Below are 14,505 nucleotides of genomic sequence, written 5' to 3'. Positions count from 1 at the left end.
CCCACCCCACCCCCAACGATTCGGATCACCATGCGCAGACCCGTCCTCATCGTCGGCGGCATGGCCGTCGTCACCGTCGTCGCCGGAATCGCCGTCGCGGCCAGCGCCAGCGCCGGCACCGCCACGTACGAGGCCGAAGCCTCCGGGAACACCTTCGCCGGCGGGGCGCACAGTGTCGACTGCCGGCGCTGCTCCGGCGGGAAGCGGGTCACCGGCATCGGCGGCACGGGCGTCCTCACCGTCACCGCGGTGGTGGCGGAGAAGGACGGACCGGCCCGGCTGGCGGTGACCTACACCGCGGAACGCAGCCGTACGGCGCAGATCAGCGTGAACGGCGCGGTGCCCACCGCGATCGTCTTCCCCGGCACCCGCGGCACCTCCCGGCCGGCCACGCTGCGGCTCACCGCGACGCTGCGGGCCGGCGAGAACGACGTCTCGTTCGCCAACTCGGTCGGCGCCGCCCCGGACATCGACAAGGTGGTCATCACCACCGACGGCACGCCGCCCACCTCGGCACCGACCGCGACGGCCTCCGGCGTTCCGGGCGCGACGGCCACGGTCACCCCGGGCGACTCCGCGCCGCCGACCCTGCCGACGTCACCACCGGTCTCCCCCACCGTGACGCCGCCGAGCCCGACCCCCGGCGGCACGGCGCCCGGCACGACCGCCCCGGCCACCACCCCGCCGGCGGCGCCTCCCACCTCCCCGCCCAGCCCCTCGGCGCCCGCGACCACCACCGCGGCGCCGAAGCCGACCACCCCGGCGACCGGCAACGCCGCGCTGGAGGTCGAGGTCCTCTCGATCGTCAACACCGAGCGGACCAAGGCCGGCTGCGCGGCGCTGACCGCCGACGACCGGCTCACCACCGCGGCCCGCGGGCACTCGGCGGACATGGCGGCCCGCGGCTACTTCAGCCACACCACACCCGAGGGCGTCGACTTCGCCACCCGGATCACCAACGCCGGCTACCGCTGGTCGGGCGCCGGCGAGAACATCGCCAAGGGCCAGCGCACCCCGGCCGACGTGATGACGAGCTGGATGAACAGCGCCGGGCACAAGGCCAACATCCTGAACTGCGGCTTCAAGAACATCGGGGTCGGCGTGGCGGCCGACGCGCAGGGCTCACTGGTCTGGACCCAGGACTTCGCCAGCCCGCTCTGACGCGGGCGTTCAGCCGACGTATCGGCGGGCGGTCGAGCGCCGCTGGGCCGCGTCCAGCGGCGCGAGCCGGGCCTCGACCGCCGCCGGGCGCGGGCGCCGCTGCGTGACCAGCCACGGCAGACCCCGCGCGGCGTCCCAGGCGGCCAGCGCCGAGGTCCGGTCGCGGGGCACCGTGCGGGCCAGGAACATCGTCCGGCGCAGCGCCGCCGGCAACGGCCGGCGCAGCCAGGTGAACCACAGGGTGTTGCGGATGCCCACGCGGCGGCGCAGCCGGGCGTCCCGGGACCGCGACGACCTGGTGGTGCACCACCAGGTCGTCGCGGTAGCACAGCTCCCAGCCGCCGCTGAGCAGGTCGGTGGCCAGCAGTTCCTCCTCGCCGCCGAGCCACAGCCGGCCGCTGAACCCGCCGTGGGCCAGGAACGGGTCCCGCCGGACCACGGACGCGCCGGCCAGGAAACTGCCGAGCGCGGGGCCGGGCAGCCAGTGCGGGCCCGGCACCGGCGACTCGCGCAGCTCGCGGACGATCGGGTCGTCGTGGCCGCCGGGCTCCACGACGATCCGGGCGTTGAGCACGGCGATACCGGGATGGGCGTCCAGCAGGTCCGCCGCCCGGGTCAGCGAGCCCGGCTCCCACCACGTGTCGTCGTCACAGAACGCCACGTAGGGGGTGTCCAGCTCGCGTACCCCGAGGTTGCGGCCGGCCGCGCCGAGGTTCTCGCTCAGGGCGATCACCCGAACCGACGGGAACCGGGACCGGACCGCCTCCGCCGTGCCGTCGGCCGAGCCGTTGTCGACCAGCACGACCGGCGGCCGTTCCGGCAGCTCCGTCAGGCGGGCCACCGCCGCCAGCGCCTCAGCGCGCCGCTGCCACGTGATGACCACGACGCCCGTTCGTTCATCGACCATGGGCGCGCAGATACCCGGACCGTGCGCGTCAAGACGGTCATCTGCGCCACATCGTGCCGGCGACGGGTCAGCGGAACAGGTCGACCGTCCAGTTGAACGCCGTCATGACCCACTCCGTCTGGCGCAGGTGGGCGATGCCCACGCCGACCAGGAAGACGCCCGCGACGATGTGCGAGCCGCGGGCGGTGCGGCGTACCCGGCCGAACTGCCGTTCCAGCACCAGCCGGCCGACCAGCCGGGACAGCGCGAACAGACCCGCCGCGACCAGCAGCGACACGATGAAGACGACGACCGGCGCGGTCAGGTTGCCGTCGGACGAGATGGCCCAGATGCCCCAGCAGACGAACGCGAACAGCAGGCCCGCGAAACTCCACTCGCCGCCGCGGCGCAGCTGGCCGACGTGCCAGCCGAGCGGGCGGCGCTCCTGCGGCGCCTCGGTGCCGGGCCAGCCCGTGCCGGTCGGCTCGTGCTCCGCCGCGAACTGCCGGGTGCGCGGGTGCGGGTTGACCGCCGCGCGGCCGCTGGAGAACGGCGAGGGCGGCGGCGGGGCCGGCTGCGCGGGGCGGGCCGGCTGACCCGGCGGCGCCGGGGCCGGACGCGGCGGCACCGAGGCCGTCGGTGGATCGGCCCAGGGATCCTGCGGCGGCATGTCGAGCGTCCGCTCGGACCACTGCGGTTGCTCAGGCATCGTTCCCCTCCCCGGTACGGCCGGTTGCCGCCCTGTCTCGAGAGTAACGAGCCCGCAAATAGGTCGCCGTGGCGCGCGCCGTCCGTTACACAATCAGCATGGACGACTCCGGAATCACCCTCAGGGCGGGCCACGCCGACGACTGGCCGGCGGTGTCCGACCTCCTGAGCTTCGCGTTCCACGAGCCGGTCAGCGCGGAGGCCCGCGACGTCGAGGGTTCGGTCGTGGAGCCGGAGCGGACGCTGGTCGCCGAGGACGGCGCCACCGTCGTCGGGCACGCCGCGGCGTACACCCGGGAGCTGACCGTGCCCGGCGCGATCGTGCCGGCCGCGCACGTCACGCTGGTCGGCGTCGCGCCGACCCACAAACGCCGCGGGCTGCTCACCCGGATGATGCACCGCCAGCTGCGGGAGATCGCGGCCGCGGGCCGCGAGCCGATCGCGGTGCTGTGGGCCAGCGAGACCAAGATCTACCCGCGGTTCGGCTACGGACCGGCGGCGCAGCGCCTGCGCATGGAGATCATGATGCGTGAGGTACGCCCGCCGGCGGGGCTCGCGCCCGGCTCGGCCGACCGGCTGCGCCTGGTCGAGCCGAAGGACGTCATCGCCGAGCTGACCAAGGTCTACGAGCGGGTACGCCCGGAGCGCACCGGCTGGTCCAGCCGCGACGACCGGTGGTGGCGGTACGTGCTGGCCGACCTGGAGTCCCAGCGGGACGGCGCGACCGGACTGCGCGGTGTGGTCTACGACACGCCGGACGGGCCCGCGGGCTACGCGCTGTGGCGCACCAAGGGCGAGTGGGACAGCCGCGGGCCGAACTCCGACGTGCAGGTGCGCGAGGTGGTGGCCGACGACCCGGCCGCGTACGCCGCCCTGTGGCACTTCCTGCTCACCATCGATCTGGCCCGCACGGTGAAGGTCCACTTCGCCGCGGTCGACGAGCCGTTGCAGTACCTGGTCGACGAGCCGCGCCGGCTCGGCAGCACCCTGGCCGACGGCCTCTGGGTCCGCATCACCGACCTGCCGAAGGCGCTGGCGGCCCGGTCGTACGCGGCCCCGGTCGACGTGGTGCTGGAGGTCACCGATCCGCTGCTGGAGCAGAACACCGGCCGCTGGCGCCTGACCGCCGGCCCGGACGGCCGAGCCACCTGTACGCCCACGACCGACCCGGCCGACCTGGCCTGCACCATCCTGGAACTCGGCTCGGCCTATCTGGGCGCCACGTCGCTGGCCGCCCTGGCCGCCGCCGGCACGGTACGCGAGCTCACCCCGGGCAGCCTGCGCCGCGCCGCCGTCGCGTTCGGCTGGCACCGGCTGCCGAATCCCACCGAGGTGTTCTGAGTGGGCCACGCGGCGGTAGGTTCGGCGTCATGGGCGAAGAACCCGAACGTCGACGCCGCCGCTTGCGTCCCTCCTCGTCGGCCGCGACCCCGCCCGCCGCGCCCGCCGACCCGTCCCCCGCGGCGACCCAGCCGGCTGTGACCGCCCCGGCCGGGCACCGGTCGCCGGCGCCCGGCGGATCCGTGGCCGAGACGGCCGCGGTGCTCGACCCCGAGCCCGAGACGCCGGCGTCCGCCGAGCCCGTCGGGCCGGCTCCCCGGCCGGGCGCCCCGTCGCCGCGGACCGGGCCCCTACCACCGGGCCGCCCGGCCCGGCCTGTCGCCCGGCCCACGTCCGGGGCCGGCGCCGGCGGTGACGACCAGTCGGAACGGGGCCTGCGGGGGCTCGTCGGCTCCGGCTCGTCGCAGGTCAGCGTGGGGGCCGCGCTGCGGGCCCGGGACGCTGCCCGGCCGACGGCCGAGCAGCTCGCCGAGGCGGAGGCCGAGCTGGTCATCGTGCGGCGCAACTGGATGCCGCGCGAGGACCTGCCCCGCAACCGGTAGCCGCGCCGGGCCTGACGGGGTCGGGAGCCGCGCCGGCCCTGACGGGGCCGGGAGCCCGCGCCCGCCGGGGCCGGGAGCCGCGCCGGCCCTGCCGGGGCCGGCGGGGGCGCGGCGGCCGGTCAGCTCTGCGGCAGGGGCGGCAGCTCGCGGGTGCGCTCGTAGTCGGCGAGCTGGGCGATCCGGCGGGCGTGCCGCTCGTCGCCCGAGAACGGGGTGGTCAGGAACGCCTCGGCCATCGCGGTGGCCTCGTCGAGCGGGTGCTGCCGGCCGCCGATGGCCAGGACGTTGGCGTCGTTGTGCTGACGGGCCAGCTGGGCGATCTCCGCCTTCCAGGCCAGCGCCGAGCGGACCCCGGCGATCTTGTTGGCGGCGATCTGCTCGCCGTTGCCCGAACCGCCGATGACGATGCCCAGGCTGCCCTCGTCGGCGACCACCCTCGCGCCGGTGGTCAGGCAGAACGCCGGGTAATCGTCCTCGGGGTCGTAGACGTGCGGTCCGACGTCGACGACGTCGTAGCCCTGCTTGCCGAGGTGGTTGACGAGGTGCATCTTCAGCTCGTAGCCGGCGTGATCGGAACCCAGGTAGACGCGCATGACGGCAGTCTGTCAAACCGCGATCAGAACGTCAGCGCGGCCCGCAGGCTCACGGCGATCTGGTCGGCCGCGGCCCGGGCGGCGTCGAAGAGGGCCAGCTTGCGCGCGAAACCGTGGTTGACGCCCGCGTACCGGACGTGGACGACGGGCACACCCGCGCTCAGCAGCGCGTCCGCGTAGTCGGCGCCCTCGTCGCGCAGGACGTCGTACTCGGCGGTGAGCAGCAGGGTCGGCGGCATGCCGGCCAGGTCGGCCACCGCCAGCGGGGCCACGTCCGGGCTGAAGCGCTGCGCCGGGTCGGGCACGAACGTCTCCCAGGCCAGCCGCATCGAGGCGCGGTCCAGGCCGTGCCCGCCCACCTCGTCGTAGGACTCCGAGGCCGTCATCGGGTCGATCGCGGGGTAGATCAGCACCTGGTAGTCGAGCGGGGTGGCGGCGTCGCGCTGACGCCGGGCGGCGACCGTGGCGAGCTGGCCGCCGGAGCTGTCCCCGCCGATGGCCAGCCGGGACGGGTCCACGCCCAGACCCGCGCCCTCCTTGCGGACCCAACCCAGCACCGTCTCGACGTCGGTGAGGCCGGCCGGGAAGACGTGCTCGGGGGCGAGCCGGTAGTCCACCGACAGCACCGCGCAGCCCGAGCGGTCCGCGATGCGCCGGCAGAGCCGGTCCACCGTCTCGACGCTGCCGTAGCACCAGCCGCCGCCGTGCACGTAGACGAAGACCGGCGCGCCGGTGCGGGCCGCGTACAGCCGGCAGGGCACGCCGTCGGCGTCCACGTCGACCACCACGGGCAGCGGGATGGCCGGGCCACACTCGGCCTCGTTCGACTCCTCCATGGCCCGCCGCGCGAACAGCAGCTGCTCGTACGGGTCGGCGGCGAGCACGGCGGCGTCCGGCCGCCGCCTGATCGCCAGGGACGCGTCGACCTGGGGGTGCAGCATGTCAGTCGAGCTGGGCGAGCACGAGGCCGCCGCGGGCCTTCGGGGTGAACCAGGTGCTCTTGCGCGGCAGCTTCTGCCGGGCCAGGTTGACCGCCACGAAGTCCTCGACCGTCACCGGGGCGATCAGCACGGCCAGCTCGGCCCGGCCGGCGTCGACCTCGCCGCGCAGCCACTCGGCCGGGTAGTCGCCGCCGATGTAGGAGACGCGCTTGTCGCCGGGATCGAGCCCGAGGACGTCGCCGAGCAGGATCCGCTCCACCAGGGCGTGGTCCAGGCTCTCCACGGCCGACGCGCCCTCGACCCGCGGCAGCACGACCGCGTACGACCGGCCGGCCGCGTACAGCTCGATGGTGCCCTTGGCGGGCACCGCCGCCGGCCGCGGCAGCTCCTCGACCCGGGCCCCGGCCGCGGTCAGCCGGGCCGCGAAGTCCGCCTCCGGCAGCTCGCTGACCAGGCGGTTGTACGGCTGGATGGCGACCGACGCCGGGGTCGTGACGACCGCCAGGAAGCGCGGCAGGCCGCCGGTCTGCGCCGCCAGGCTGCGGTGGTTGCCGTCCGCGACGACCAGCTCGCCGCCGCCGGCCAGCGCGGTCAGCTCGTTCTGCAGCGGACCGGCCGGCACCACCCAGATGGCGTGGGTGCGGCCGCTCTGGTCGGTGTCGGTGGCCGCGGGCGCCCCGGCCGCCTCGGTGGCGGCGGCCAGCGCGGCGTGCAGCTCCTCGCCCTTGCCGGTCTGCAGCAGCAGCACCGGCGACAGCAGGGTCCGCAGCGCCTCGGCCAGGGCGACGCGCTCGCGCACCTTGGCGATGAACACGTCCTCGTTGCGGATCACCAGGCCGGGCTCGTCCGCGCTGGTGGAGATCTGGTCGGTGTCGACCATCGCCCACAGCCCGTACGCGTCGGGCTCGCCGGCGGCGGAGATCCGGTAGAGGACCACCACCTGCTCGGCGGCCGAGTAGCTGCCCGCGGCCTGCTCCCGGGCCAGCCGCTCGGCGGCGTCGCCCAGGCAGTCCAGGAACGACCTGCCCAGGGACTCGGGCGCCCGGTGGGGCATCTCGATGGCGAGCGCGCTGTGCGGGTTCGCGGCGATGATCCCGGTGATCTCGGCATCGTCGGCGAACTCGTCGTAGTTCTGCGCGCCGGTGCCGCCAGTGGTGATCCAGGCCCGGCTGATCGGGTGCACGACCGTCATGCCGCGAACCTACCGACCGGCCGTACGGGCCGCGCGCACACCCCGGTGTGTTCCCACGCTCACTTCGCGCGGCGGCCCTTGCCGTACGCGGGCACGGACGGCATGTTGCCGCGCAGCGTGGCCTGCTTCGCCTTGCGGACGGCCGTGACCGCCGGCCCGGCCCCGGCCACCGGGAACGCGGTGACGGTGACGGGCGGCGCCACCATGGCGGCCACCTCCGCCGGCAGGTTGGGGCAGAAGCTGTCCCAGGCCTCGCGGTGCACGGCGATCGTGGAAGTGGCAACGCTGTCGGACTCAGCCATCGGAGCCTCCGGTCGGAAGGGGTACTCACCGCGTCCAACGACCGGCCGGAGGATCCGGTGGCGTCTCACTCGAAGATGGGGCCGAGGTCCCGCGTGCGCTTGAGCTCGTAGAAGCCGGGCGTGCCGGCCACCAGCAGGACGCCGTCCCAGAGCTTGCCGGCCGCCTCGCCCTTCGGCGCCGGCGTGACCACCGGGCCGAAGAAGGCGACCTTCTCGCCCTCGGCCGGGCCGGGCGCGTGGATGACCGGCGTGCCGACGTCCGTGCCGACCGGCTTCATCCCGGCGTTGTGGCTGGCCGTCAGCGCGTCGTCCCAGGCGTCGCTGCCGGCCGCGTCGGCCAGGGCCGGATCGAGGCCGACCTCGGCCAGCGCCTCGGTGTAGAGCTTCTCGTCGAGCTCGTACTTCTGCAGGTGGATCCGGGTGCCCAGGGCGGTGTACAGGTCCCGCAGGACCTGCGGCCCGGCGGTCTCGGCGGCGGCGATGCAGACCCGGACCGGGCCCCATCCCTTGGTCATGAGCTCCTGATACTGCTCCGGCAGGTCACGGCCGGAATTGAGCACCGAGAGGCTCATCACATTGAACGTGATGTCGATGGTCCGGACCTTCTCCACCTCGAGCAACCAGCGGGAGGTCATCCAGGCCCAGGGGCAGATCGGGTCGAACCACATGTCGACCGCGGAGCGTTCAGTCATGCCCTCGATCCTCCCTCGCCGGGCCCGGCCCCGGCGGTGACATGCGCCACCGATCGAGCGCATAGGGTGACGTGGAAAGCTCTAGGTCAGGGCGACGCCGCCCGGACCAGCATGGAGGAGAGTGAACGTGGCCGGAGTTCGTAACCTGACCCAGGTCGAGGCGGCCGAGCGGGCCCGCCTGCTCGAGGTGACCGGATACGACATCGCCCTGGACCTGACCGACGGCAAGGGCGGGCCCGGCGCCGGCACGTTCCGTTCCACCACCGAGGTCACGTTCCGCTGCGCCGAGCCCGGCGCGCAGACGTTCATCGAGGTGGCGGCGGCGACGGTGCGCTCGGCGGTGCTCAACGGCACGCCGGTCGACCTGTCCGAGTGGTCGGCGGAGGCCGGTCTTACCCTGACCGGCCTGGCGGCCGACAACACCCTGGTCGTCGACGCGGACTTCGCGTACTCGGCCAGCGGGCAGGGCCTGCAGCGCAGCGAGGATCCGGTCGACCAGGAGATCTACCTGTACAGCCAGTTCGAGACGGCGGACGCTCAGCGCGTCTACGCCGCCTTCGACCAGCCCGACCTCAAGAGCATCTTCACCTGGCACGCCACCGTCCCGGGGCACTGGAAGGTCGTGTCCAACATGCCGGTCGCCGAGACGGCCCCGGCCGACGGCGGCGCGAAGACGGTGCACTTCAGCACGTCGCCGCGGATGAGCACGTACATCACGGCGCTGTGCGCGGGGCCGTACCACGAGGTGCGCGACAGCCACGACGGCATCGAGCTGGGCATCTTCTGCCGGGCCTCGATGGCGCAGTACCTCGACCCGGACGACCTGTTCCTGATCACCAAGCAGGGCTTCGACTTCTTCCACGAGCAGTTCGGCGTGCGCTACCCGCTGCCGAAGTACGACCAGCTGTGGGTGCCCGATTTCAACGCCGGCGCGATGGAGAACTTCGGCTGCGTCACGCACGCCGAGGCCCACTACATCTTCCGCTCGCAGGTCACCGACTACGAGTACGAGCAGCGCGCCAACACGATCCTGCACGAGCTGGCCCACATGTGGTTCGGCGACCTGGTCACCATGCGCTGGTGGAACGACCTGTGGCTGAACGAGTCGTTCGCCGAGTGGGCCAGCCACTGGTGCAACACCTCCGCCACCCGCTTCACCGACGCGTGGACGACGTTCCTGTCGGTCCGCAAGACCTGGGGCTACCGGCAGGACCAGCTCTCCTCCACCCACCCGGTGTACTGCGAGATGCCGGACCTGGAGGCCGTCGAGGTCAACTTCGACGGCATCACGTACGCCAAGGGCGCCAGCGTCATCAAGCAGCTCGTCGCGTACGTCGGGCTGGACGCGTTCCGGGCCGGGCTGCGGGCGTACTTCCAGCGGCACGCGTGGGGCAACGCCACCTTCGACGACCTGCTCACCGAGCTGGAGACGGCGTCGGGTCGCGAGCTGCGCAAGTTCGCCGCCCAGTGGCTGGAGACCGCGCAGGTCAACACGCTGCGCCCGGTGCTGACGATCGGCGCCGACGGCACGTACGACAAGGTCGTGGTCCGGCAGGAGGCGCCCGTCGCCTATCCCACGCTGCGCACCCACCGCATCGGCGTGGGCCTCTACGACGTCCGCGGCGACCGGCTGGTGCGCCGCGAGCTGCTGGAGGTCGACGTCAGCGGCGAGGAGACCGAGCTGACGGCGCTGGCCGGCGTGCCGGCGGCCGACGTGCTGCTGCTCAACGACGACGACCTGACCTACGCCAAGCTGCGGCTGGACGAGCGCTCGATGGCCACGGTCGTCAAGCACATCGACGGCTTCGAGTCGTCCCTGCCGCGGGCGCTGTGCTGGGCCGCGGCCTGGGACATGCTGCGCGACGCCGAGCTGGCCGCCCGGGACTACCTGGCGCTGGTCAGCACCGGCCTGCCCAAGGAACGCGACATCAACCTGACCACCGCGACGCTGCGGCAGGCGGCCACCACGCTGACCATGTACGCGGACCCGCAGTGGGCGCCGACCGGCTGGGCCCTGCTCGCCGACACGGCCCGCCAGGCGCTGGCCGCGGCCGAGCCGGGCAGCGGCTTCCAGCTGGCCTGGGCGCGCGCCTTCGTTAACGCGGCCCGCGGCGAGGACGACCTCGCGGCGCTGCGGGGCTGGCTGACCGGCGCGGGGGTGCCCGCCGGGCTGACCATCGACACCGAGCTGCGCTGGTCGCTGCTGGAGGCGCTGGCCGCCCGGGGCGTGGCGACCGAGCAGGAGATCGCCGACGAGCTGGCGTCGGACCGTACGGCCAGCGGCGAGCGGGAGGCCGCGCTGGCCCGGGCGCTGCTGCCCACGGCGGAGAACAAGGCCCGGGTCTGGGCGCAGCTGACCGGCGAGGAGAAGCTGCCGAACTGGCTCAGCCGCTCGCTGCTGCAGGGCTTCCAGACCTCGACGCAGGTGGCGCTGACCGCGCCCTACGCGCCGAAGTTCTTCGAGGTGGTCGACGACGTGTGGGCCCGCTCCGACAGCGAGCCCGCGCAGGAGTTCGCCATGCTGGCCTACCCGGCCTACCAGGTCAGCCCGGAGACGGTGGCCCTGACCGACGACTGGCTGGCCGGCAACGGGCACTCGCCGTCGCTGCGCCGGCTGGTGGCCGAGGGCCGGGACGGGGTGCTGCGGGCGCTGAAGGCCCGGGCGAAGGACGCCGCCGCCGGTTGATGAGTTCACGCGGGTCGTGCGGAGGAAATCCGCGCGACCCGCGAAACTTTCGGCCCCCGAAACCCACCGGAAACAACACAGCGTGAGTACGCTGGCACTCCACAGTGATGGAGGTGGCCCGGTGGCGATCGGCGCGAACGCCCTGACGCGGTGGACCGCCCCCGAGGGCCGCTGGACCGAACCGGACCTGCACCTGTTCCCGCAGGACGGGCACCGGTACGAGATCGTCGACGGCAGCCTGCACGTCACCCCGCCGCTGGACGGCCCCCACGAGAGCATCGTCCGGGCCGTGCTGACCATCCTGCGGGGCGCGGCGCCGGCCGGCTGGTGGGTCTGCGCCCGGCTGGGCATCGAGACCGGCGCGAGCAACCTGGTGCCGGACGTGACCGTGTTGAAGCCGTACTCCTCGGGCGCGGTCTGGGCCGATCCCGCCGACGTCGCGTGCGTGATCGAGGTGGAGACCGGCACCAGCCGGCGCTACGACCGGCTGCTCAAGCCGGCCCTGTACGCCGAGGCGGGGATCCCGGCCTTCTGGCGGATCGAGTCCGAGCCGGCGCCGGTGCTGCACACGTACGCCCTGGGGCCCGGCGGCTACGAGCACGGCAAGACAGTGCAGGGCGCCGACCTGGTGCAGGTCGACGCCCCGTTCGCGGTCCGGGTCGCCCCGTCCGCCTGGCTGTAGTCCTGGTGCCGGCCGGAGTCCTAGTGCCGGCCGGCGTGCGACGCCAGCTGGTCCAGCCCGGCCAGCACACCGCCGGCGAGGTCGCCCCCGGCGAAGGACGCCGCCATCGACAGCGCCGCCAGCTTGGCGTCGCGGTCGGAGATGCGCTTGCGGGCGTCCGAACCGGTGACGATCTCCAGCACCCGCTGGTTCGGCGAGATGGCGACGAGCACCGCCTTCGCCGCGCCGTCGAGCCGGCGGTGCAGCTGCTCGGCGTACTGGCGGGTCGGCTCCTCGAGGTCGCCGATGTAGACGCTGAAGGTCAGGCCGGTCTGCTGGTCGGCGACCCGCAACGCCTCGTCGAGGCGCAGCAGCTGCCGCGTGGTGAACGGCCCGTCCAGCGCCGCGACGCCCTCGGCGGACGTGGTCTGCCCGGGATCCTCGGCGATCGTCGGGCCGCCGGGCCGGTCGAGCTCGGTCAGCGGCTGCTCGCCGGAGCCGCTGACGATGGCCTGCTGCTCACCAACGGTCACTTGCGCCTCCTGTCGGGCCGGGCCGGACCTGCATGCCCGTGGCATCCTCGAGGACGCCGGCGGGAAGCTCCGGAGCGGACGAGGTCTTGCCGCCGAAGGCCGGGCTGACCTGCGCGGGCGAGGCCAGGAACCAGATCGGCTTGAAGTCGTACGGCCGGCCGGGCCGGTAGCGCCGGGCGGGCCGGCTCCGCCCGGACCCGGACGCGACGAGCGCGGCGACGATGGCGATGACCCCCAACGGGATGATCGCGTAGATGAGAAGCGTGCTGAAAATCGACAACCTCAACGCCCCCAGGCGTCATAAGGAACCGGGCTGATTCACTGTTTTCCCAGTGATCCGAACGTCAATCACGGTAGCGGAGTGCGGGTCGTCGCGGAGCGTCGGGTGTCAACACTCATAAGCGGGATCTCCGCACCCACGCGAAAACGGCCCGGAGGTGCGAAAATCACCCCCACGAGCCGTCCGCGAAGTTCGTACCCCCGGGCGGCAGGAGGGGGAGTCATGCGCACACCCGTCCCGGCCGCGCTGACCGCGCTGGCCCTGGCCCTGCCGGCCGCGCTGTGCGACGGATCCCCCGCCCGGGCCGCCGGCGACTTCGCCCAGCTCCCTCCGGGCCGGCTCCGCGCCGGCGTCTTCGTCGAGATCAACCCCAGCACGGTCCGCGCCGGGGACGACGTCGGCATCCGGGCCAGCTGCGACGACAACCTCAAGGCGGCGACGGTCACCACGACGCCCACCGGCGCGGTCATCGTCTCCCCGCGGTACGGCTTCCTCACCGCGACGGCGAGAGTGCCGGCCACCACCGACCCGGGCAACTACTCGGTCACCCTGACCTGCCCCGACGGCAAGACAGCGAAAAGCACGCTGCACGTGGTGCTGAAGGTCGAACCGACCCGCGGCCCGGCAACCGGCGGCGGGGGCACAGCCGGCGGCGGCTCGGCGCCGGTCCTGATCGGCGGCGGCCTGGCAGCCCTGATGGCCGGCGTCGCGCTGAGCGTGGTGGCCGCCCGGCGCCGCCGCCTCGGCTGAGGCGCCCCGGATGACCCGCCCGGCAACCCCCCGGCCGGTCCCGCACGGCCCCCGGATGCCCCAATCGGTGCTGCGCCGCCGCCCCGCCGAGATCCTGGCCGCCCGGCCGCACGGCCAGCCCCAGCCGGCCGCGCCACCGGCCCGCCGCCCGTCCCCCCGGCCCCCGGCCCGCATCGCGACGGCCCCGGCCCGCACCCGCCCGCCCGCCGCCCGCGCGACAACCGGCCGCCGGCCCCTGCCCCTCGGACTGATGGCGGCGATCCTGGTCTTCGTCGGCCTGTTCACCGTCGGCGCCGGCCTGGGCGCGGCCACCGGCTTCAACCTGGGCGACCTGTTCCGCGGCCCGGACAAGCCGCCACCACGGGCGTTCCCCGTGCTCGACCCGAGCACGCCGAAACGCCTGACGATCCGCTCGATCAAGGTGGAGGCGCCGATCCTGCGGGTGGGACGGGCGGCGGACGGCTCGGTGGACGTACCGCCGCTGACCAGGCACAACGAGGCGGGCTGGTTCGACCAGGGGCCGACCCCGGGCCAGTTCGGGCCGGCGCTGATCGTGGGGCACGCGGACACCCGTACCGGGCCGTCGGTCTTCGCCGGGCTGGGGAAGCTGAAGGCCGGACAGAAGATCGAGGTGCTGCGCGAGGACGACTCGGTGGCGATCTTCCAGATCAACTCGGTGGAGCACTTCAACAAGGAGAAGCTGCCGGTCAAGCGGGTCTACGGGGACTACAGCAGGCCATCCCTGCGGCTGATGACGTGCGGCGGGCGGTGGCTGGGGGGTAAGCGGGGGTACAGCGACAATGTGGTGGTTTTCGCCAGCCTGGTGAGCGCGAAGGAGACCTGAGATATCTGTCGTGCCTCGGGGGGTCGCCCGGCTTTGTTCGGCTTGTGGTGGGGCTTGAGGTGCCGGCTATGACCGGGCATGGCGCTGCCGTTCTCGCCGTGCCTGGGGACCGCGCCGCTCCGGGGCTCGTGATGCTCTGCGCCTCGCGCGCTGCCTCGCCTGCGCTGACCGGTGCCCGGGCTGCTTCGCGGGTGCTTTCTGCGTGCTCCTCCGCGCCCCGGAGCTCCGCCGTGCTCGGCACCGCGCTGCTTCCCGCCTTGCGGCCCGTGCTCGTGCCACCGGACGTCTCTCGCTGCCCGCTGCATTCTTCGAAGGTTGCAGATCTTGTGGCGCTCATCCGGTCCAGCGGGCCGCCACTGTACAAGATCGGACTACGTTGCGCCAATGCGTGGA

At 73.8% G+C, this 14,505-nt stretch carries 16 protein-coding genes; 7 read left to right on the top strand and 9 right to left on the bottom strand.

Annotated elements, in window-relative coordinates; genetic code table 11:
- Positions 1-30 precede the first annotated feature (30 nt).
- A complete protein-coding gene (locus tag Ani05nite_RS40490; protein WP_203777496.1) occupies positions 31-1,161 on the top strand; it encodes a CAP domain-containing protein in 1,131 nt (376 codons plus the stop codon).
- Here Ani05nite_RS40490 and Ani05nite_RS40485 read toward each other — a convergent pair.
- Both Ani05nite_RS40485 and Ani05nite_RS40480 read right to left on the bottom strand, forming a co-directional pair.
- Positions 1,082-2,068 (bottom strand): glycosyltransferase family 2 protein, encoded by a 987-nt coding sequence (locus Ani05nite_RS40485; protein ID WP_239131110.1) that lies wholly within the window; start codon positions 2,066-2,068, stop codon positions 1,082-1,084. The two genes, Ani05nite_RS40490 and Ani05nite_RS40485, sit on opposite strands and share 80 nt — an antisense overlap.
- A gap of 67 nt (positions 2,069-2,135) precedes the next feature.
- Positions 2,136-2,756 carry a DNA-directed RNA polymerase II gene (locus tag Ani05nite_RS40480; protein ID WP_203777494.1) on the bottom strand — a complete coding sequence of 207 codons (621 nt, stop codon included), beginning with the start codon at positions 2,754-2,756 and terminating at the stop codon, positions 2,136-2,138.
- 98 nt (positions 2,757-2,854) lie between these two features.
- On the opposite strand from Ani05nite_RS40480, the gene Ani05nite_RS40475 reads away from it, so the two are divergent.
- Together Ani05nite_RS40475 and Ani05nite_RS42490 are read left to right on the top strand one after the other, a co-directional pair.
- Complete coding sequence (locus Ani05nite_RS40475) at positions 2,855-4,096, top strand: GNAT family N-acetyltransferase (protein WP_203777492.1); 1,242 nt, start codon at positions 2,855-2,857, stop codon at positions 4,094-4,096.
- A 29-nt stretch (positions 4,097-4,125) separates the two neighbouring features.
- Positions 4,126-4,638 (top strand): hypothetical protein, encoded by a 513-nt coding sequence (locus tag Ani05nite_RS42490; protein WP_377880189.1) that lies wholly within the window; start codon positions 4,126-4,128, stop codon positions 4,636-4,638.
- A gap of 119 nt (positions 4,639-4,757) precedes the next feature.
- Here the strand turns inward: Ani05nite_RS42490 and Ani05nite_RS40465 are convergent, their stop codons facing one another.
- The 5 genes from Ani05nite_RS40465 to Ani05nite_RS40445 form a co-directional block, all read right to left on the bottom strand.
- Positions 4,758-5,231, bottom strand: coding sequence for a ribose-5-phosphate isomerase (locus tag Ani05nite_RS40465; RefSeq protein WP_203777490.1), 474 nt, complete (start codon positions 5,229-5,231; stop codon positions 4,758-4,760).
- A 23-nt stretch (positions 5,232-5,254) separates the two neighbouring features.
- Positions 5,255-6,172: an alpha/beta hydrolase gene (locus tag Ani05nite_RS40460; protein ID WP_203777488.1), complete on the bottom strand. Its 918-nt coding sequence runs from the start codon at positions 6,170-6,172 to the stop codon at positions 5,255-5,257.
- Position 6,173: 1 nt separating this feature from the next.
- Positions 6,174-7,364 carry a DUF1015 family protein gene (locus Ani05nite_RS40455; protein ID WP_203777486.1) on the bottom strand — a complete coding sequence of 397 codons (1,191 nt, stop codon included), beginning with the start codon at positions 7,362-7,364 and terminating at the stop codon, positions 6,174-6,176.
- Positions 7,365-7,423: 59 nt separating this feature from the next.
- On the bottom strand, positions 7,424-7,666 hold the full coding sequence (locus Ani05nite_RS40450) for a hypothetical protein (protein WP_203777484.1): 243 nt from the start codon (positions 7,664-7,666) through the stop codon (positions 7,424-7,426).
- Between the two features lie 65 nt (positions 7,667-7,731).
- Positions 7,732-8,358, bottom strand: coding sequence for a mycothiol-dependent nitroreductase Rv2466c family protein (locus Ani05nite_RS40445; protein WP_203777482.1), 627 nt, complete (start codon positions 8,356-8,358; stop codon positions 7,732-7,734).
- 127 nt (positions 8,359-8,485) lie between these two features.
- On the opposite strand from Ani05nite_RS40445, the gene pepN reads away from it, so the two are divergent.
- On the top strand, positions 8,486-11,044 hold the full coding sequence (gene pepN, locus Ani05nite_RS40440) for an aminopeptidase N (protein WP_203777480.1): 2,559 nt from the start codon (positions 8,486-8,488) through the stop codon (positions 11,042-11,044).
- 121 nt (positions 11,045-11,165) lie between these two features.
- A complete protein-coding gene (locus Ani05nite_RS40435) occupies positions 11,166-11,726 on the top strand; it encodes a Uma2 family endonuclease (protein ID WP_203777478.1) in 561 nt (186 codons plus the stop codon).
- Between the two features lie 20 nt (positions 11,727-11,746).
- Here the strand turns inward: Ani05nite_RS40435 and Ani05nite_RS40430 are convergent, their stop codons facing one another.
- Both Ani05nite_RS40430 and ctaJ read right to left on the bottom strand, forming a co-directional pair.
- Positions 11,747-12,154 (bottom strand): DUF5130 family protein, encoded by a 408-nt coding sequence (locus tag Ani05nite_RS40430; protein ID WP_239131113.1) that lies wholly within the window; start codon positions 12,152-12,154, stop codon positions 11,747-11,749.
- 70 nt (positions 12,155-12,224) lie between these two features.
- A complete protein-coding gene (gene ctaJ / locus Ani05nite_RS40425) occupies positions 12,225-12,518 on the bottom strand; it encodes an aa3-type cytochrome oxidase subunit CtaJ (RefSeq protein WP_203777475.1) in 294 nt (97 codons plus the stop codon).
- Positions 12,519-12,740: 222 nt separating this feature from the next.
- On the opposite strand from ctaJ, the gene Ani05nite_RS40420 reads away from it, so the two are divergent.
- Both Ani05nite_RS40420 and Ani05nite_RS40415 read left to right on the top strand, forming a co-directional pair.
- Positions 12,741-13,268: a hypothetical protein gene (locus Ani05nite_RS40420; protein ID WP_203777473.1), complete on the top strand. Its 528-nt coding sequence runs from the start codon at positions 12,741-12,743 to the stop codon at positions 13,266-13,268.
- Positions 13,269-13,323: 55 nt separating this feature from the next.
- On the top strand, positions 13,324-14,112 hold the full coding sequence (locus Ani05nite_RS40415) for a class F sortase (RefSeq protein ID WP_239131108.1): 789 nt from the start codon (positions 13,324-13,326) through the stop codon (positions 14,110-14,112).
- Positions 14,113-14,505 lie beyond the last annotated feature (393 nt).

It is taken from the genome of Actinoplanes nipponensis (assembly GCF_016862275.1).
GTDB classification, from domain to species: Bacteria; Actinomycetota; Actinomycetes; order Mycobacteriales; family Micromonosporaceae; genus Actinoplanes; species Actinoplanes nipponensis.
The sequence above is the reverse complement of the archived record's forward strand: the minus strand, read 5'-3'. Positions and strand labels throughout refer to the sequence as shown.